Here is an 18,724-nt window from a genome sequence, read left to right as displayed (position 1 = left end):
GGGGGGGGGGGGGGGGCCAGTTCCGGGCGATGCGCTGTGTGGCAGCCCCTCACCCCAGCCCTCTCCCCCAAGGGGAGATGGAGCAGGAATGACCGAAGCCGAGTTCATTGCCGCGCTGCGCCGCCTCCCGCTCCACCCCGCGGCGCGCGGCCTGAACGACGACACCGCGCTGCTCGACGCAGGGCCCCTCGTCGTCACCACCGACACGCTGGTCGAGGGCGTGCATTTCCTCCCCACCGACCCCGCTCAGGACGTCGCGTGGAAGCTCGTCGCGACCAACCTGTCCGATCTCGCCGCCAAGGGTGCGGTCCCCGAGGGCATCCTGCTTAATTACCCGCTCGGCGACGACGCATGGGACCGCGCGTTTCTCGAAGGCCTCGCCGACATCCTTACGGCCCATGACACGCGGCTGATCGGCGGCGACACGGTCACCCTCCCCCCGGGAGCACCCCGCATCCTCACCGTCACCGCCTTCGGCAGCGACGCCGCCGCCCCCGCCCGCGCCGGCGCGAAGCCGGGGGACGCGCTCTACGTCACCGGCACGATCGGCGATGCGGGCGCAGGACTGGCGATCGCGCTCGGCAAGCATGGCCCGGCCGAGCTGCTCGCCGCGTACCACCGCCCGCAGCCCCGGCTTGCCGATGGCCGCCGCCTAGCCCGCCACGTCCATGCGATGATGGACGTGTCCGACGGGCTGCTCATCGACGCCGCGCGGATGGCGCTGGCGAGCGGCCTCGCGGTCACAATCGATCTCGCCGCCATCCCCCTCTCCGACGCCTATCGCATGGTTTCGGGCGACCGGGTCGCGGCGGCGACCGCAGGCGACGACTATCAGCTGCTGTTCGCCGCACCCGAAGATTTCGCCACCGATGCCACCCGAATAGGCGCCTTCTTCACGGGATCGGGGCTGGTCCTTCACGATGCCGGCACGCCCGTCCCGCTGCCGCCAAGTCTAGGCTATGAGCACCGCGCCTGACGGTCGCTTGCGCAATACCCCTGCACTGATAGGTTCCTTGGACGGGACTCGGCAAAGCCGAGACCGGGGAGGAACTGAAAAAAGGGATAGTGCCGTATGACGACCGTCTATCTGGCCATGATCTGCGGCGTCATCGCCGTCCTATATGGCTTCGTCACCAGTCGGCAGGTGCTCGCCGCATCCCCCGGCAATGCGAAGATGCAGGACATTGCCGCCGCCATCCAGGAGGGCGCAAAGGCCTATCTCGGCCGCCAGTACACCACCATCGCGATCGTCGGCGTCATCGTCGCCGTCATCCTGCTCGCCACGCTCGGTGTCATCTCGACGATCGGTTTCGTCATCGGCGCGGTGCTGTCGGGGGTCGCGGGCTATGTCGGCATGAACATCTCGGTCCGTGCGAACGTCCGCACCGCAGAGGCCGCGCGCACCTCGCTCCAGGCCGGGCTGACCATGGCATTCCGCTCTGGCGCGGTCACCGGCATGCTCGTCGCAGGGCTCGGGCTGCTCGCGATCAGCGCCTTCTTCTGGTACCTCACCGGCCCGGCGGGTCACGCGCCCAACGACCGGATCATCGTCGAGGCGCTGACCGCGCTGGCGTTCGGGGCCTCGCTGATCTCGATCTTCGCACGTCTGGGCGGCGGCATCTTCACCAAGGCGGCGGACGTCGGCGCGGATCTGGTCGGCAAGGTCGAGGCGGGCATCCCCGAGGACGACCCACGAAACCCCGCGGTCATCGCCGATAATGTCGGCGACAATGTCGGCGACTGCGCGGGCATGGCCGCCGATCTGTTCGAAACCTATGTCGTCACATTGGGCGTCACGATGATCTCGATCGCGTTGCTGATCCAGGCGAGCGGCGCCGAGCTGATGCGGCTGATGACGCTCCCGCTGCTCGTCGGCGGCGTGTGCATCGTCACCTCGATCATCGGCACCTACATGGTCCGGCTCGGCGGCGGCAGCATCATGGGCGCTCTGTACAAGGGCTTCTTCACCTCGACGATCCTGTCGATCCCCGCCATCTACCTCGCCACGCAGTACGTGCTCGGCGACCTCCACCGCGTGATCGGCGGCGCGGGCTATCTCGATCCCGCGACCGACGACCTGACCACCCAGGCCGCGCCGTCGCTGACGCAGAGCTTCACCGGCATGGACCTGTTCTGGTCGATGATGATCGGGCTGGTCGTCACCGGGCTGATCGTGTGGATCACCGAATATTACACCGGCACCAACCACCGCCCGGTCCAGTCGATCGCCAAGGCATCCGAGACCGGCCACGGCACCAACGTCATCCAGGGCCTCGCGATCAGCCTCGAATCGACCGCGCTGCCCACGCTTGTCATCGTCGTCGCGGTGATCGTCGCCTACCAGCTTGCCGGGATCATCGGCATCGCCTTTGCCGCCACCGCGATGCTCGCCCAGGCGGGCATGGTCGTCGCGCTCGACGCCTATGGCCCGGTCACCGACAATGCCGGCGGGATCGCCGAGATGGCGGGCCTGCCCGACGACGTCCGGCAAAAGACCGATGCGCTCGACGCGGTCGGCAACACCACCAAGGCGGTGACCAAGGGCTATGCGATCGGCTCGGCCGGGCTCGCCGCGCTCGTCCTGTTCGGCGCCTATACCACCGATCTCGCGACCTATTTCCCGCAGGTCACGGTCGATTTCAGCCTCAGCAACCCGTACGTCATCGTCGGGCTGCTGCTCGGCGCGCTGCTCCCCTATCTGTTCGGCGCGTTCGGGATGACGGCGGTCGGTCGCGCGGCGGGCGCGGTCGTCGAGGAGGTCCGCGCGCAGTTCCGCGACAATCCCGGCATCATGCTTGGCACCAGCCGCCCCAATTATGCGCGCACCGTCGATCTCGTGACGAAGGCGGCGATCCGCGAGATGATCGTGCCCTCGCTGCTGCCGGTGCTGTCGCCGATCGCGGTGTATTTCATCATCACCGCGGTCGCCGGCCAGGCCTCGGGCTTCGCCGCGCTCGGCGCGATGCTGCTCGGCGTGATCGTCTCGGGGCTGTTCGTCGCGATCTCGATGACCAGCGGCGGCGGCGCCTGGGACAATGCCAAGAAATATATCGAGGACGGCAATCACGGCGGCAAGGGATCCGAGGCGCACAAGGCCGCGGTGACCGGCGACACCGTCGGCGATCCCTACAAGGACACCGCCGGCCCCGCGGTGAACCCGATGATCAAGATCACCAATATCGTCGCTCTGCTGCTGCTCGCCGCGCTGGCCGGCGGCGGGGTGGGCTGACGCGCCGATCCTCCCCCCGCGAGGGGGAGGTGGCAGGCGGAGCCCGACGGAGGGGGTAGCACGCGCGGTCCCCTCCGTCGCATACCCCCGCCGATACCGCCGTAACGGACCCGATAGACCGTCCCGCGGATGCATCTGGCTTGGACGGACCGGCTTGCGCCCCCGCATCCTGCCCCGATGCGCAACCGCCCCGAGAACCACCTCTTCTATGGCGACAATCTCGCCGCCCTCCGCAAGGAGATCGCCGACGAGAGCGTCGACCTGATCTATCTCGACCCGCCGTTCAATTCGAACGCGACCTACGGCATCCTGTTCAAGGAACCCGACGGCCGCGCCTCGAACGCGCAGATCGAGGCGTTCGAGGACAGCTGGCACTGGAACGACAGCGCCGAGGAAGCCTTCGACCAGGTCGCGCGCAGCGGCAACACCAAGGCATTCGACCTGCTCAACGCGATGCGCGGGTTTCTCGGCGACAATGACATGATGGCGTATCTGGCGATGATGGCAGTGCGGCTGCTCGAACTGCACCGCGTCCTGAAACCGACCGGCAGCCTCTATCTCCACTGCGACCCGACCGCGAGCCACTATCTGAAACTTCTTCTCGACGCGACGTTCGGCAAACGGCAGTTTCAGAACGAGATCATCTGGAGCTATCGGCGCTGGCCGACGGTCTCCCACCGCTTTCAACGGATGCACGACTGCCTGCTGTTCTACAGTAAGACCGAAACGGGCAATCTGTTCAACGTTCTGACGATGACCCCGTCGGCGAGTTCGATCAAACGTTGGCGCGGGGCGATGCAGAAAGTGACCTTCGCTCCCGACGGAACCCGCAATCCCACGCAGGAAAGCGGCACGTCGCCAGGCGTCGCGATGAACGACGTATGGGACATCCCTATCATCGCCCCGGTGTCGCGGGAGCGTCTCGGCTATCCGACCCAGAAGCCGGTGGCCCTGCTCGAACGCATCATCGGCGCGTCGTCGAACGAAGGCGACGTGGTGCTCGATCCGTTCTGTGGCTGCGGCACGGCGGTCCATGCCGCGCAGAAAATGGGCCGGCAATGGATCGGGATCGACATCACGCATCTCGCCATTTCGCTGATCGAAAAGCGCATGAAGGACGCGTTTCCCCGCGTCACCTTCACGGTCGAAGGTACCCCCGAGGACCTCGCCTCCGCACGCGATCTGGCGCTGCGCGACAAATACCAGTTTCAGTGGTGGGCGGTGTCGCTGGTCGATGCGCTCCCTTTTGGGGGCCGCAAGAAGGGGGCGGATGGCGGGATCGACGGGCTGATCTATTTCAACGATCACGATGTCGCTGCGGGGAAGATGGTCACGCACCGTGCGATCGTCTCGGTCAAGGGTGGGCTCAATCCCGATGTGACGATGGTCGAGACGCTCGCCGCGACGATCGCGCGCGAAAAGGCGCCGATCGGCGTGCTGATCATGAACGCCAGGCCCACGCGCGAGATGGAGCGCCGCGCCGCTGCGGTCGGCATCTACCGTGCGGGCGTCGACGAGACGTTCCCGCGGCTTCAGATCCTGACACTCGCCGACCTGTTCCAGGGCAAGCGGCCGCGAATCCCCAATGTCGACCGCGCCGCCTTCCGCCGCGCCGCGCGCGAAGCCACCGGCACACAGCCCGGGCTGCTGTGACGCGCCCTTGTTTCGGACGCGGCGAACACCGACATCCAGGTCTGACGGGCGCGTATGGGCATAAGGGCCATGCGCGCCTTTCGGGCGTGCTTTCCTTTTTTGCGAACCTGCGGTAAGGGCGCTCGTCCCGAAATTCCCCCAATTCAGAGATTATATTTGGCCAAGGAAGAACTGCTCGAGATGCGCGGCCGCGTGGTGGAACTCCTCCCCAACGCGATGTTCCGGGTACAGCTCGAAAACGACCACGAGATTCTCGGTCACACCGCCGGCAAGATGCGCAAGAACCGCATCCGCGTGCTGGTCGGCGACGAGGTGCTGTGTGAGCTCACCCCGTATGATCTGACCAAGGGTCGCATCACCTACCGCTTCAAATAAGCGCTGGCCGCGGGTCGTCCGCGGTCGTGCAGCAAGATCGAGGCAATTGTGCTCGTCCTAGCCTCCTCCTCGCCCCGCCGCCGCGACCTGCTGGCGCGGCTCGGCGTCGTGCCGTCGCGCGTGGCGTCCCCCGATATCGACGAAAGCCCGCACCGGGCCGAAGTGCCGCGCGCCTATGCGCTGCGTCTCGCGGTCGAGAAGGCGTGCGCGGTCGGTCGCGCGGCGGGCGAGATCGTCATCGCCGGCGACACCACCATCGCGCTCGGCCGCCGCATCCTGCCGCCCGCCGATACGGCTGACATCCAGCGCGACCTGCTCGGCAAATTGTCCGGGCGACGTCATCACTGCCTGTCCGCGGTCTGCGTGATCGACGCCGCCGGCACCGTCCGCACCCGCCTCGCCGACACGATCGTCGCGTTCAAGCCGCTCTCGAGCGCCGAGATCGACGACTACATCGCGTGCGGCGAAGGGCTGGGCAAAGCGGGCGGCTATGCGATCCAGGGCCGCGCCGAGGCGTTCGTGCGCTTTCTCTCGGGCAGCCATTCGGGGGTCGTGGGGCTTCCGCTCTTCGAAACCCGCGCGCTGCTGAAGACCGCCGGCCTCGCGCTTGCCTGAACCCGGTCCCGTCTGGCTCTACGAAGCCGGCATCGGCGAAGACCGCGCCGCGCTGGTCGAGAATGACCAGATCGTCGAGGCACTGATCGAGCGCGACGACGTGGCGCTGCGCGTCGGCCATGTCGCGCGCGCACGTCTCGTCGAGGCGCTGGGCGGCGGGCGCGGCCGCGTCGCGCTCGACGGCGGCGAGGCGCTGGTCAGCCACCTCCCGCCCGGCATCACGCAGGGCGCCAGCCTGACCGTCGAGATCGTCCGCGAGGCCCTGCCCGAGGCCGGCCGCGCCAAGCTCGCCAAGGCGAACGCCACCGACCGACCGCCCTGCGCCGCGCCGACGCTGTACGACCGCCTCGTCGCGACCGGCCTGCCGATCCATGCCCCGCGCGCGCACGAGCCCGACGCGCTGGAGGCCGCGGGCTGGTCCGAACTGCTCGACGAGGCGATGAGCGGCGAGATCGTCTTCCCGCTCGGTGCGCTGCGGCTGTCGCCGACGCCGGCGATGACGCTGTTCGATGTCGACGGCGCGCCGCCGCTAGACCCGCTGGCGGTCGCCGCCGCGCAGGCCGTCGCGCGCGCGATCCGCCGCCACGGGATCGGCGGCTCGATCGGCGTCGACTTCCCCACCCTCGCCGGCAAGGCACAGCGCAGCGCCGTCGCCGCGGCGATCGACACGACGCTGCCGCCCCCGTTCGAGCGCACCGCGGTCAACGGCTTCGGCTTCCTGCAGATCATCCGCCCGCGTGCCCGCGCCTCGATCCCCGAGATCCTCCGCGCCGATCCCGTCGGCGCCGCCGCCCGCGCCGCGTTGCGCACGCTCGAGCGCACCCCGCCGACCGCCCCGCGGCGCCATGCGCTGCCCGCCGCGGTCCATGCCCGCCTCATGGCGCACCCCGACTGGCTGGCGACGCTCGCCCGTCGTACGGGCGTCGTCCACGATCTGGAGAGCCGCTGATGCCCGCCGTGAAATGCCCGATCTGCGGCCAGCCCGCCGTCCCCGACTACGCCCCCTTTTGCTCGAGCCGACACCGCGACCGCGACCTGCTGCAATGGCTCGGCGAAGGCTATCGCATCCCCGGCCGCGCAATATCGCAAACGGGGCTAGACAGCGGTGAAGAGCCCGACTAAACGCGCCCTTCCGATCGCACGATCGGCCCTTCATCCGATCCCGATCGGACGATGCCCGGATAGCTCAGTTGGTAGAGCATGCGACTGAAAATCGCAGTGTCGGCGGTTCGACCCCGTCTCCGGGCACCATTTTTCTTCTGATATTGCAACGCCGAACCGTACTCTCCGGCGAGCGTCGACGTGCGCTCGGCAGCCGCATCATGCCGCGCATAGTCCAGCCTGTCCCGGGCGGCCATTCAGCCTATAGTCTTATCAATCGTGCTCCAGATCGCATGGCGCTCCGGCATTTGTGAGCTGTTTTGTCTTCACTCGGACAAATACTTGCAACGCCCGATATCCGAGGTAGTGTGAGCGCTATCGCAACTGCTAAATTGCGCATCTCCTTCTGAAGTCGGAGAGATGCAATTCGGTCGCCCATGCCTCACGCACGATGAGGCAATGCGACCCATGAGGGGAGGTCAGGATGGGCTCGACGACGTCTGCTGCTTCCACCGTTGCGGCCCAAAACCCGACGCTCGCCCGCGGCGGCCCTACGGTCGCGCACGCGACCAGCCTTGCCACGCTGACCTGCGCGCTGCCCGCCTTCGCGCAAGACATTGCCATTCAGAGCAACACGCTACCCCTGCCCGCGATAGACGGGACTGGTAACGACATAGTCGTCAGCCTCCGCGCACGCACGGCGATGATGCCCGGCTCGATCGAAAACGACGCCCCGACACACCGTCTGGTGGCCAGCCCGCCTCACCACCGCGATCGTATCCACCGTTTCGTTCGCTCCGGGCTCCAGCCCGTCTGACCTGCCAGAGGACCCATCGAATCATGCAACGCCTGCCCGTGCGTCTCGCCATCGCCGTCCTTCTCGCCAGCAGCGCGTCCGCCGCGCTGGCCGCCCCGCGCCTCGACGGCGTGCTGACCGATCACGCGGTGATCCAGCGAGGTCAGCCGATCGCGCTGACCGGCGAGGCGGCGGCGGGGGAAACGGTGATGATCACGCTGGCGGGGCGTTCCGTCACGGCAAAGGCGGACCGAGCAGGCCGCTTCGCTGCGGAGCTGCCCGCGCTCGACGCCGGCGGTCCCTATGATCTGACGATCGCGGCGCAGAGCGGCGCGGCGGTGCTGCACGATGTACTGATCGGCGATGTCTATCTCTGCTCGGGCCAGAGCAACATGGAACTGGCGGTCAGTGAGGCGCAGGACCTGATCCCCGACGCGCATGCCCCCGTCGACGCCGGCCTGCGCCTGCTGACCATCCCGAAGCGCGCCGCCGCGACGCCCGTCGCGCGGCTCGACGATGCGGTACGCTGGACCGTCGCCGGCCCGGCGAGCCAGATCGCCTTCTCCGCGGCCTGCTTCTACATGGCGCAGGCGCTCCGGCGGAGCGCGGCCGTGCCGATCGGTGCGATCCATGCGAGCTGGGGCGGGTCGCGGATCAGCGCGTGGATGAGCGATCCCGCGCTGCGGCAGGCGGGGCTCGGCGACCAGGCGGATCTGCTGGCGCTCTACGCGCGCGATTCCGCGGCGGCGAACCGGCGTGCGATGACGCTGTGGGAGACATGGTGGCGGACCGGATCGGGCGACGCGGTCGGCCGCGAGCCGTGGCAGCCCGGCGCCGCGCTCGACTGGCAGGCGGTGCCCGCGATGACCAATTTCGAGACCTGGGGCATCGCCGACCTCGCCAGCTACAACGGCATGCTGTGGTATCAGCGCAGCGTCGAGATCACCGCCGAACAGGCGCGCGGTCCCGCCACGCTCGTGCTGGGGACGATCGACGATGCCGACCGGACCTGGGTCAACGGGATCGGTGTCGGCGGCAGCAGCCTCGCCTCACAGTCGCGCGTCTATGCACTACCCGTCGGCACGCTGAAGGCCGGGCGCAACGTCATCACCGTCAACGACGACGACGTCTATGCCTATGGCGGGATGACCGGTCCTGCGGACACGATGCGGATCACCTTCGGGGACGGGAGCAGCGTGCCGCTCGGCGATGGCTGGCGCTATGCGAAGGCACAGCGGATCGCGGGTTCCGCCCCCCGGGTGCCGTGGGACGACATCAACGGCGCCGGGACGCTCTACAATGCGATGATCGCACCGCTCGGCCGGACGCGCGTCGCCGGGATCGCCTGGTATCAGGGCGAATCCGACACCGGCATTCCGGGCTATGATCAGCGTCTCACCGCGCTGATCGCCGACTGGCGCACGCGTCTCGGCAGCCCGCAGGCCGGCTTCGCCATCGCCCAGCTCGCCGGCTACGGAGCCCCGTCCTTTGCGCCGGGCGAGAGCGGCTGGGCCACCGTGCGCGATGCGCAACGTCGCGTCGCCGCCGCGGACCGCCACGCCGGCGTCGCGGTCACGCTCGACATCGGCGATGCGCTCGACATCCATCCGGGCGAAAAGCATGCGGTGGGGCAACGCCTTGCCCAGGTCATGCGGGCGACGGTCTATGGCGAACGGATCGCACCCTCGGGCCCGGCTATCGCCCGTGCACAGCGCGCGCCCGGCGGCGGCGTCGCTCTCGATTTCTCCGGCGTGACCGGCGCGCTGCACGCGAAGAGCGCGCGCGAGGCGATCGGGTTCGAGTTGTGCGGTGCCGCCGCCGCAAGCTGTCGCTACGCATCCGGCACGGTCGTCGGCTCGCAGGTGACGCTGCCCGGCGACGGCCAGCCCGTCACGCGGGTCCGCTATGCCTGGTCGGACGCGCCCGCGATCAACCTGGTCGACGATGCGGGGCTGCCCGTCGGCCCGTTCGAAACACCGATATCGTGATGCGCCGGCGGCGGCGTCCTGCGAGCATGGGGAAGACGATGATGCGCACGACTATGATGCCCACCCGGCGCGCGGCGATCGGCCCGTCGCTTGCGCTTGCAATCGCGCTCGTCGCGGCCCCGGTCGCCGCACAGACCAGCCCGGCCGCGCCCGACCAGGCCACGGTCATGGCCACCGCGCTCGTCGCGCAGCTGCGCGCGGACGAGAAGCTGCCGCAACTGCTCAACGTCGCGCCCGCAATCCCGCGGCTCGACATTCCGGCCTATAACTGGTGGACGGAATCGCTCCACGGCGCGCTGGGGCCGATCGCGACGACCAATTTCCCCGAGCCGATCGGTCTGGCCGCGAGCTTCGATGCGCCGCTCGTCCAGGCGGTGGCCGGCGCGATCAGCACCGAGGTCCGCGGGCTTCACACGCTGGCGCGCGAAACCGGGCGGGTCGGGCATATCGGCACCGGGCTCGACAGCTGGTCCCCCAACATCAACATCTTCCGCGATCCGCGCTGGGGGCGCGGCCAGGAAACCTATGGCGAGGATCCCGTCCTGACCGCGGCGATGGGCGTCGCCTTCGTTCGCGGCCTGCAGGGCCCCGATCCCGAGCGCCCGCACGTCATCGCCACGCCGAAGCATTTCGCCGTCCACAGCGGGCCGGAAGCCACGCGACACCAGGCCAATGTCTATGTGTCCGCGCACGACCTCGAGGATACGTTCCTGCCGGCATTCCGCGCAGCGATCGTCGACGGACAGGCGGGGTCGGTCATGTGCGCGTATAACCGCATCGATGGTCAGCCCGCCTGTGCCAGCGACCCGCTGCTCAAGACGCATCTGCGCGGCGCCTGGGGGTTTTCAGGCTATGTCGTGTCCGATTGCGACGCGGTGAAGGACATTGCCGACAACCACAAATATGCCCCCGATGGCGCCGCCGCGGTCGCCGCGGCACTGCGCGCGGGTGTCGACAATGAATGCAGCGGGGATACGCTGAGCGACACGGCGGGGCTCGACGCCCGCTATCGCACCGCGTTGCAGCGCGACCTCGTTACCCAGGCCGATATCGATCGCAGCCTCGTCCGCCTGTTCGCGGCGCGCTACCGCACCGGCGATCTCCCCGGTCTGGCCGACGCGCCCGCGGCGGTGCCGGTCGACGCGGTCGGTGCCGCCGAGCATCGCCGGCTCGCGCTGACCGCCGCCGAACGGTCGATGGTATTGCTGAAGAATGACGGCGTCCTGCCGCTGCGCGCCGGGACGAGGGTCGCGGTGATCGGGCCCTTGGGCGACGCCACGCGCGTGTTGCGCGGCAATTACGCATCGCCCTTGTCGGGACCGCCGGTCTCGATCGTTGACGGCCTGCGCACGACGCTCGGCACTGACAGAATCACGCTGGTCCCGTTCGGCGAGTCCGTCACCGACGGCGACCGCGTTCCGACCTCCGCGCTGCAGACCCCCGATGGCAAGCCGGGCGTGCTCGCACGCTATTACAACCCGGTCACCCCGCTGCCGACCGCTTTTGCCCCCGGCACGCGCGACGCGATCGTCGCGGCGGTGCGCTACCGGGACACCCCCGTCGTGACCCGGATCGAGCCCGATGTCGGCGACCGTCAGCTCGCGCTCGCCGGGGTCGCGGACGTGCACCGGACGATCCGCACCGGATTTCTCATTCCCCCCGAAACCGGCAGCTATCGCCTCGGCCTGTCGGGGGCGGGCGGCGTGCTGGCGGTCGACGGGGTGGTCGTGTCGGACCGTCGCAAGGCCCGCTGGAACGATTTGCCCGGGATGAAGACGCTCACGCTCACCGCCGGGCGACGCTACCGCATCGAGGTCGACGGCGGCGGTGTCGATCTCGTCTGGAAACGCGTATCGGACGATCCCGGTGCCGCGCTGAAACGCGCCGCCGCGGCGGCCGACATCGTCGTCGCGGTCGTCGGCCTCACCTCCGACCTCGAAGCCGAGGAAACCGGCGTCAGCGTCCCGGGCTTCGCCGGCGGCGACAAGACCACGCTCGACCTTCCCGCCGACCAGATCGCGATGCTCGAACAGGCGCGCGCCGCGGGCAAGCCGATCGTGCTGGTGGCGATGAACGGCAGCCCGATCAACCTTGCCTGGGCCAAGGATCACGCGGCCGCCATCCTCGAGGCCTGGTATCCGGGCGAACAGGGCGGTCTCGCCGCAGCGAATATTCTGACCGGCCGGACCAATCCGTCGGGCCGCCTGCCGCTGACCTTCTACCGCAGCGTCGCGGATCTGCCGCCGTTCGGCGACTATGCGATGGCCGGGCGCACCTATCGCTATTTCACCGGCACGCCCGTCTATCCGTTCGGGGCGGGGCTCAGCTACACGCGCTTCGCCTATGATGCGATCCGGGTCGAACCCGCGCCGGGCGGGGCGGAGACCGGCGTCCGCGTCACCGCGCGGCTCCGCAATATCGGCAAGCGCGCGGGCGCCGAAGTCGCGCAGCTCTACCTCGATTTTCCCGACCGGCCCGGCACGCCGCGGATTGCGCTACGCGGATTTCGCCGCGTCGACCTCAACCCCGGAGAGACCCGCATGCTCAGCTTCGACCTCTCGCCGCGCGACCTGAGTTCGGTCGCGCTCGACGGCACGCGATCAATCGCCGCCGGCACGTACCGCGTGACGCTGGGGTCGGGCCAGCCCGGCACCGGCGTTCCGGGAGCGACGACACGCTTCACCGCGCGCGCTTCCGCGGCACTGCCGCTATGATCGCCCGCTCGGCCCTGCTGCTCGGCACCGCGCTCGCATTCGCCGGTGCCGCCGCCCCGCCCGCCCACGCCGCCCCGCGCGATCCGCTTGCGGCGACCGGCCGGTGGAGCGCGAATGCCGATGGCCACGCCCCCGTCCCGCCGATGGGCTGGAATTCGTGGAACGCGTTCAACAGCGATGTCGACGAGGAGAAGGTGCTCGCCTCCGCGCAGGCGCTGGTCGACACGAAGCTGGCAACGCTCGGCTATCGCTACGTCAATATCGACGACGGCTGGTGGCTGAAGCGCCGCCAGCCCGACGGGCGGATGATCATCCGCACCAGCCATTTCCCGTCTGCGGCGACCGGCCCCGACACCAGCTTCCGCCCGCTCACCGACCGGCTCCATGCGATGGGGCTGAAGGCCGGGATCTATTCGGATATCGGCCGCAACAGTTGCGGCCAGATCTACACCCCCGATTTCAAGAACCAGCCTGAAGGCAGTGTCGCCGAACGCGAAGTCGGGCTCTACGGCCATGTCGATCAGGACATGAAGACCTATTTCCGCGACTGGAATTTCGATTTCATCAAGGTCGATGCCTGCGGTATCCGGGGGCTGCCCGCGGATGCGCCGCGCGTGCGATCGGGCCTGTATCGCGCGCTGCCGCCGCTGGTCGACATGCAGTCGCTCGGCCGGTCCGACGTCGCGGGTATCCGCCGCCTCTATGAAGATGTCGGGGCGGCGATCCGCGCCGAGGCGGCGGGACGTCCCTATGTCTACTCGCTGTGCCTCTGGGGCGCGGGCGATGTGCGCGCCTGGGGCAAGGACGTCGGCAACACCTCGCGCACCAGCGACGACATCCAGCCGCTCTGGCCGCGCATGCTGACCAATATGGACACCGTGACGCACCGTGCGCTCTATGCGCATCCCGGGTCGTGGAACGACGCCGACATGCTGTTCGTCGGGTCGGGGGATTTCGATCGCAGCCATCTCATCGAGGCGCGGGCGCATTTCACGCTTTGGGCGATGCTGAACTCGCCGCTGATCATCGGCTATGACCTACGCAAGCTGACGCCCGATCTGCTCGCGATCTTCGGCAATGCCGACATCGTCGCGCTGAACCAGGATCAGGCCGGCAACCAGGCGGTGCTCGCCTATGACTCGGACGAGGTGCAGATCCTCGTCAAGACGCTGGCCGACGGCAGCAAGGGCGTCGCCGTCGTCAACCGGACCGCGCAGCCCGCCAAGGCGACGCTGACCGCCGAGCATCTCAAGCTGCGCCCCGATACCGATGTCCGCCTGCGCGACCTGTGGAGCAAGGCGGACAGCAGCTTCCGCAAGGACATGGCCCTGTCGCTGGCCCCGCACGAGACGCGCGTGTTCCGCGCCGCGGGCACCCGGCGTCTTGCCGACGGGCTCTATCTTTCCGAACAGACCGGACGCGTCAATCCGGCGGTGGACGGGGTGGCGTCGCCCCAGGCCGATCCGACCATCCACCATTCGATCACCCCCTGGATCGGCACGCACGGCCCGGGCGAGCATCCGCAATATGGCGGCTGGGGCGGGGCCGAGGCGGACCGGGCACCCTATGGCAAGCTGTTGCGGATCGCCGGGACGGACTTCGACACGGGGCTCGGCGTGCTCGGCCAGTCGCGTCTCGAGGTGCGCAATGCCGGGTTCACGCGCTTCGCAACGAAGGTCGGCGTCAACGATTCCGGCACCCCCAAGGCAGGCACGGTCACGTTCGAGGTCTGGGGCGACGGGCGCCTGCTTGCGACCTCCCCGGCGATGGCGTTCGGCATGGCCCCCGCGCCGCTGCGCGCGGAGATCAAGGGGGTGCGGATCGTCGAACTCGTCGCCCGCGGCAGCGCCTCGACCGCGACGCAACCCGTCGCCTGGGCGGAGGCTGCGCTGCTGCGATAGGCGGCGACCCGCCTTCGCCTATCGTGGCGCGCCGCCCGCCGGTGCCAGTCGCGAGAGGCGGAAGCTGTCGATGTCGACCCAGCCCTCGCTGCGGGCGGGCGCGTAGCAGAACAGCGCGAACTGCTCGCCCTGGAACGTGCCGGTCTGCCATGCGAAGGCGAGCGGGAAGTCACCGCCGAGCCCGGTCCAGCGAACACCGTCCGCGCTATAGGCGACCCGGCCCCGGCTCGTCGTGAAGTCCATGTCAGTGCGCAGCCACAGCGTATTACCCTGCGGCAGGTCGGTGGTGGCACGCGTTTCGGTCTGCGCGCCCTCGACCCGGTCGGTCGTCACCTCCATCGCGATCCGGGCCCGGCGGTTCGCATCGCGCGTCACGGTCAGGTTCGCGCTGATCTGTCCCAGCGTGCCAAAGCCACAACGATCGCCGGGCGCCAGACGAGCGATATCGAGCTTCACCTCGCCGCGGCTCGCAGGCCCCTGCCCCTTTTGCGTCAGCGTGTTGCGCGCGGACCAGAACCGCTCCGCCACGGTCGGGCGCAACCGCAGCCAGCCGGGGCGTGCGGCAAGCGACCAGCGTTCCAGTTCGGGATTATGGTTCCACTGCCATTGCAGCCCGAGCCGCCGCCCGCCGAACTCGTCCGACGTCGCGGGCTCGGCAAAACGATGGCCCGCGATCGGCTTGGCCGCCTGACGCGGCACGCGGCCCGGGGCGGCGGGAGTCCCCCAGACCGGCCAGTCGTCGCGCCAGAAGACCGGGCTGATATTGGTCATCCGCCCGATCGCGCCGCTATCCTCCATCACGAACCCGAACCAGCGCCCGTCCGGCAGATCGACCAGCGCGCCCTGGTGCCCACCGGTCGTGTCGTCGATCTGGTCGCGGGTTTCCCACGGCCCGAACAGGCTGCGCGACCGCGATACGGACAGCGCAAGCCGCGGCGGCAGCGCGTTGAACAGATAATAATAGTCGCCACGCCGCAGCAACTTCGACCCTTCGGCCCCCTTGATATAATGGATCTTGCGTGATGCCGTGACGTGCGCGAGCGCACGGTCGAGCGTCAGCAGGGTGATCGTCCCGTCGGCGGTGCTCGCAGTGGCGAGATACGCCCGGCCGTCGGGCTCGATGAACAGGCCGGGATCGAACGCCTGGCGATCGAGCTCGTGGTAGCGCCACGGACCGCGTACGTCCCTGGCATACCAGATCCGCGTATTCTGCCCGACCGGCGTGTTCGCCAGATAATAGGTGCCCGCGTGATAGCGCAGGCTCGAGGCGTAGAGCCCCTTGCGATAGGCGTTGCCGCCGACCAGGTCATATTGCGGCCGACCCTCGAGACGCGCCACCAGATGCGACGTGATCGTCCAGTTCACCAGGTCGCGACTGTGCAGGATCGTGATCCCCGGCGTGTTCGCAAAGGTCGTCGACGCGAAATAATAGTCGCGGCCGACGCGGATGATGTCGGGATCCGGATAGTCCGCATAGAGCACCGGGTTGCGGTAGCTGCCATCACCCTGATCCGATCGCCAGACCTGCGCCGAGGCCGCGGTCGCGAGCAGCAGGCCCGCGGCGATCGCCGATCCCGCCTTCATTTGCCGAACGCCAGCGCACGCGCGAAGAACGGCATCATCTGGTCCTGCACGCGCCCCGCGACGCCACTGGTATGATCGCCCGGATAAATCGCGAAGGCGTTGGCGATACCGTAGCGGTCGAGTGCTTCGTGAAACTTGACCGCGTCGTCCTTCAGGCCGTCGCGGTCGCCCACGTCGATCCCGATTGCGGCATAGCGGCGCAGGTCACCGGCATATTGGTCTAGCATTGCGAGCGGGGCGTTGGCGGCCCAGCGGGCCGTCACTTCGGGCTGGGGCTGGCCGTCCTTGACCGGCAGGTCGAGATAGAGCGGCGGGGCCTTGGGATTGGGCGACCAGGCGGCGGCCGTGGCGAGCTGCGCCCGCACGCCCCAGGGCAGCGTCGCGCCGTCTTTGGGCGATTTCAGCGCCCGGATCGTCGCCTCGACCGCGGCATCGGGGGTGCCCAGCGCGCGTGTCGACAGGCAGCAGGGGCTCATCATGTAGAGCGCGCCGAAAATATCGGCATGCTTCATCCCGATCCGCGCGGTGCCATAGCCGCCCATCGAATGCCCCGCGAGGCCGCGACTGCGACGATCCGCGATCGTCCGATAATGCGTGTCGACATAGCCGACCAAGTCGTGCGCGACGAAGCGCTCGAAATCGCCCACCGTCACCGACCGCGAATAGAAGGATCCGTTGTGCACCGTCTTGCTGTCGGGCAGCACGACGATCATTTCGCGGACGCCCTTGGCGAACGCCCCCTCGATGGTCTGCGGCACATGGATCTCGCCGATCCATTGCTCCACGCCGATCGAATAGCCGTGCAGCGCATAGACCACGGGATAGCGCTTGCCGGGGCTGGTCCGGTAGCCGGGCGGAAGAATGACAATGACCGCGCGGTCGGGACTATTCCCCTCCAGATTGCCGGTGATGGCGGGGGAATAAACGGTGATGCGTTCGGCCGTGACGGCCTTCGCCCCCGGCACGACCGCGGGCGCCGGTGTCTTCACCTGCGCGCCCGCACTCCCGATCGATGCCAGCCCCAGCGCCGCACCCAGCAGCCACGTTCCACCACGACTCCGCATCGCATCCCCCATCCATCATCGCCGCCGAACACGTCATGCCCGGCCGGCCGGTCAGCGCAGATCGAGCACCAGCACCGACTTTGCCGGGACGGTCACGCTCAGCGTCCCACCCGCGATCCGGGCATCGGCAAAGGGCTGCGGGGTCACCGCATCCGGCGAATCGAAGCTGTTATGCGCATCCATCGTCGGACCGGTGACGATCCGGCCGCTCGCCTGGGTCGCCTGCAACCCCGTCAGCGCGACCGAGACCGGCATCGCCCGATTGGGGTCGAGGTTGACCAGCGCGACATGCACCTGCCCCGCCGCGTCGCGCACCGCCGACGCGCTGACCGCGGGCACCGCCACTTCGTCCTTGTGATACCAGGGCGAGGTCAGCGTGATCGGCAACGACGTCGCGCCCTGCCACGGCTTGTACAGGTCGAACACCCAATAGGTCGGCGTCTTCACCATCCGGGCGCCGTCGGTCAGCAGCATCGCCTGCAGCACGTTCACCATCTGTGCGATCGCCGCCATCTTCACCCGGTCGGCATGGCGCGCGAAGATGTTGATGTTAAGCCCCGCGACGACCGCATCGCGCACCGAATTCTGTTGCTCGAGAAAGCCCGGATTGCTGCCCGGCGTCGGGTCATACCATGTCCCCCATTCGTCGACCGCGAGCATCACGCGCTTGGCGGGATCATATTTGTCCATGATCGCCGAATGCTTGGTGATGAACTCCTCCATCTGCAGCGTGTGCGCCATGGTGCTTGCCCATTCGCGCTCGGCAAAGCCCAGCGCTGGCCCCTTGTCGGCCCAGTTCTTGTCGCGCGGACGCGTGTAATAATGCAGCGCGAGCCCGTCGATATTCTTGCCGGCGATGCGCATCATCGCCTCGGTCCATTCATAGTTGGAATCGCTCGGGCCGCTCGCGATCTTGAGCATCGGGCCGTTGGCGGACTTGGCGAACTGGGCATAGCGGTTGGTCAGATCGGCGGCATATTCCGCACGCATGTTGCCGCCGCAGCCCCATAGTTCGTTGCCGATGCCGAGATACTGGATCTTCCACGGCGCGGCGTGACCGTTGCGCTCGCGCTCCTTGGCCAGCACCGTGGTACCCTGCGGCGCGGTCATGTATTCGACCCATTGCGCGGTCTCGGCAGGCGGTGCGCTGCCGACATTGGCCGAGACATAGGTGCTGCCGCCCAGCCGGTCCATCAGCCCGAAATATTCGTGCGTGCCGAAGCTGTTATCCTCGTTGACGCCGCCCCAGTTGGTATTGACCTTGGTCGGCCGCGCCTTGGTGGCGCCGATCCCGTCACGCCAGTGATATTCGTCGGCAAAACAGCCACCGGGCCAGCGCACCATCGGCACGTTGATCGCCTTCATCGCCGCGAGCACGTCGCGCCGATAGCCGCCGTCATTGGGGATCCGCGAATTCTTGCCGACCCAGATGCCGCCATAGATGCCATGACCGAGATGCTCGGCGAACTGCCCGAACACGTCGCGGTGGATCTGCGGGCCGGGCTTGTCAGCCTGCAAGGTCGCACTGGCCGTCTCCGCCGACAGGGTCTGCGCTGCGGCGCCGCCGGACAGCGCCGTGCCCGCGAGGATCAGCGGCGCGAGCAACGACGCTGCGGTCTTGCGTCCCATGCGACGAGGGCGGATGGCGCACGACCGTGCGAGGCGAGGACTGATCCGGTTCATGCTCTCCCTTTCGGCCCCTTG

14 protein-coding genes and 1 tRNA gene are annotated in these 18,724 nt (G+C 68.5%); 12 read left to right on the top strand and 3 right to left on the bottom strand.

The annotated features are described in order from the left end of the window. The first annotated feature begins 88 nt into the window (after nt 1-88). From thiL to ASE89_RS14480, 12 genes are all read left to right on the top strand, one after another. On the top strand, nt 89-976 hold the full coding sequence (gene thiL / locus ASE89_RS14530) for a thiamine-phosphate kinase (RefSeq protein ID WP_056679124.1): 888 nt from the start codon (nt 89-91) through the stop codon (nt 974-976). A 96-nt stretch (nt 977-1,072) separates the two neighbouring features. Beyond that, entirely contained in the window at nt 1,073-3,229 is a 2,157-nt protein-coding gene (locus ASE89_RS14525) for a sodium-translocating pyrophosphatase (protein ID WP_056679121.1), read from the top strand. A gap of 177 nt (nt 3,230-3,406) precedes the next feature. Continuing rightward, a complete protein-coding gene (locus tag ASE89_RS14520) occupies nt 3,407-4,882 on the top strand; it encodes a DNA methyltransferase (RefSeq protein WP_056679118.1) in 1,476 nt (491 codons plus the stop codon). Between the two features lie 156 nt (nt 4,883-5,038). Continuing rightward, nucleotides 5,039-5,257 (top strand): translation initiation factor IF-1, encoded by a 219-nt coding sequence (gene infA / locus ASE89_RS14515; RefSeq protein WP_031441079.1) that lies wholly within the window; start codon nt 5,039-5,041, stop codon nt 5,255-5,257. 45 nt (nt 5,258-5,302) lie between these two features. Further along, nucleotides 5,303-5,872 (top strand): Maf family protein, encoded by a 570-nt coding sequence (locus ASE89_RS14510; RefSeq protein WP_056679116.1) that lies wholly within the window; start codon nt 5,303-5,305, stop codon nt 5,870-5,872. Further along, nucleotides 5,865-6,821 (top strand): ribonuclease, encoded by a 957-nt coding sequence (locus ASE89_RS14505; RefSeq protein ID WP_056679114.1) that lies wholly within the window; start codon nt 5,865-5,867, stop codon nt 6,819-6,821. The genes ASE89_RS14510 and ASE89_RS14505 overlap by 8 nt, the downstream gene beginning before the upstream one ends. Next, a complete protein-coding gene (locus ASE89_RS19975; RefSeq protein ID WP_081877796.1) occupies nt 6,821-6,994 on the top strand; it encodes a DNA gyrase inhibitor YacG in 174 nt (57 codons plus the stop codon). Before ASE89_RS14505 ends, ASE89_RS19975 begins: the two co-directional genes overlap by 1 nt. A 53-nt stretch (nt 6,995-7,047) precedes the next feature. Beyond that, nucleotides 7,048-7,123, top strand: a tRNA-Phe gene (locus ASE89_RS14500). A 334-nt stretch (nt 7,124-7,457) separates the two neighbouring features. Then, on the top strand, nt 7,458-7,790 hold the full coding sequence (locus tag ASE89_RS14495; protein ID WP_056679111.1) for a hypothetical protein: 333 nt from the start codon (nt 7,458-7,460) through the stop codon (nt 7,788-7,790). 23 nt (nt 7,791-7,813) lie between these two features. Continuing rightward, nucleotides 7,814-9,757 carry a sialate O-acetylesterase gene (locus ASE89_RS14490; RefSeq protein WP_056679109.1) on the top strand — a complete coding sequence of 648 codons (1,944 nt, stop codon included), beginning with the start codon at nt 7,814-7,816 and terminating at the stop codon, nt 9,755-9,757. 53 nt (nt 9,758-9,810) lie between these two features. Next, the gene (locus ASE89_RS14485) at nt 9,811-12,471 is read left to right on the top strand and encodes a glycoside hydrolase family 3 C-terminal domain-containing protein (protein WP_056680662.1); all 2,661 of its coding nucleotides are present in this window, start codon (nt 9,811-9,813) and stop codon (nt 12,469-12,471) included. Next, the gene (locus tag ASE89_RS14480; protein ID WP_056679106.1) at nt 12,468-14,372 is read left to right on the top strand and encodes an NPCBM/NEW2 domain-containing protein; all 1,905 of its coding nucleotides are present in this window, start codon (nt 12,468-12,470) and stop codon (nt 14,370-14,372) included. The genes ASE89_RS14485 and ASE89_RS14480 overlap by 4 nt, the downstream gene beginning before the upstream one ends. An 18-nt stretch (nt 14,373-14,390) precedes the next feature. Here the strand turns inward: ASE89_RS14480 and ASE89_RS14475 are convergent, their stop codons facing one another. The 3 genes from ASE89_RS14475 to ASE89_RS14465 are packed head-to-tail and all read right to left on the bottom strand — an operon-like array spanning nt 14,391 to nt 18,649. Further along, nucleotides 14,391-15,956, bottom strand: a complete 1,566-nt coding sequence (locus tag ASE89_RS14475) for a glycoside hydrolase family 43 protein (RefSeq protein ID WP_056679104.1) — start codon at nt 15,954-15,956, stop codon at nt 14,391-14,393. Further along, a complete protein-coding gene (locus tag ASE89_RS14470; RefSeq protein ID WP_156363502.1) occupies nt 15,953-17,020 on the bottom strand; it encodes an alpha/beta hydrolase in 1,068 nt (355 codons plus the stop codon). The genes ASE89_RS14475 and ASE89_RS14470 overlap by 4 nt, the downstream gene beginning before the upstream one ends. A gap of 51 nt (nt 17,021-17,071) precedes the next feature. Further along, nucleotides 17,072-18,649: an alpha-N-arabinofuranosidase gene (locus ASE89_RS14465; protein ID WP_056679097.1), complete on the bottom strand. Its 1,578-nt coding sequence runs from the start codon at nt 18,647-18,649 to the stop codon at nt 17,072-17,074. Between the last annotated feature and the right edge of the window lie 75 nt (nt 18,650-18,724).

This window comes from Sphingomonas sp. Leaf30, from assembly GCF_001422525.1.
Lineage (GTDB): Bacteria > Pseudomonadota > Alphaproteobacteria > Sphingomonadales > Sphingomonadaceae > Sphingomonas > Sphingomonas aerolata.
This window is presented reverse-complemented; position numbering and strand designations above follow the sequence as displayed.

Bases quoted from the DNA above. Each gene is read 5' to 3' on its own strand.
- ASE89_RS14475 (WP_056679104.1), bottom strand. From the start codon at position 15,956: ATGAAGGCGGGATCGGCGATCGCCGCGGGCCTGCTGCTCGCGACCGCG.
- ASE89_RS14525 (WP_056679121.1), top strand. From the start codon at position 1,073: ATGACGACCGTCTATCTGGCCATGATCTGCGGCGTCATCGCCGTCCTA.
- thiL (WP_056679124.1), top strand. From the start codon at position 89: ATGACCGAAGCCGAGTTCATTGCCGCGCTGCGCCGCCTCCCGCTCCAC.
- ASE89_RS14520 (WP_056679118.1), top strand. From the start codon at position 3,407: ATGCGCAACCGCCCCGAGAACCACCTCTTCTATGGCGACAATCTCGCC.
- ASE89_RS14470 (WP_156363502.1), bottom strand. From the start codon at position 17,020: ATGCGGAGTCGTGGTGGAACGTGGCTGCTGGGTGCGGCGCTGGGGCTG.
- ASE89_RS14485 (WP_056680662.1), top strand. From the start codon at position 9,811: ATGATGCCCACCCGGCGCGCGGCGATCGGCCCGTCGCTTGCGCTTGCA.
- ASE89_RS14495 (WP_056679111.1), top strand. From the start codon at position 7,458: ATGGGCTCGACGACGTCTGCTGCTTCCACCGTTGCGGCCCAAAACCCG.
- ASE89_RS14465 (WP_056679097.1), bottom strand. From the start codon at position 18,649: ATGGGACGCAAGACCGCAGCGTCGTTGCTCGCGCCGCTGATCCTCGCG.
- ASE89_RS14480 (WP_056679106.1), top strand. From the start codon at position 12,468: ATGATCGCCCGCTCGGCCCTGCTGCTCGGCACCGCGCTCGCATTCGCC.
- ASE89_RS19975 (WP_081877796.1), top strand. From the start codon at position 6,821: ATGCCCGCCGTGAAATGCCCGATCTGCGGCCAGCCCGCCGTCCCCGAC.
- ASE89_RS14490 (WP_056679109.1), top strand. From the start codon at position 7,814: ATGCAACGCCTGCCCGTGCGTCTCGCCATCGCCGTCCTTCTCGCCAGC.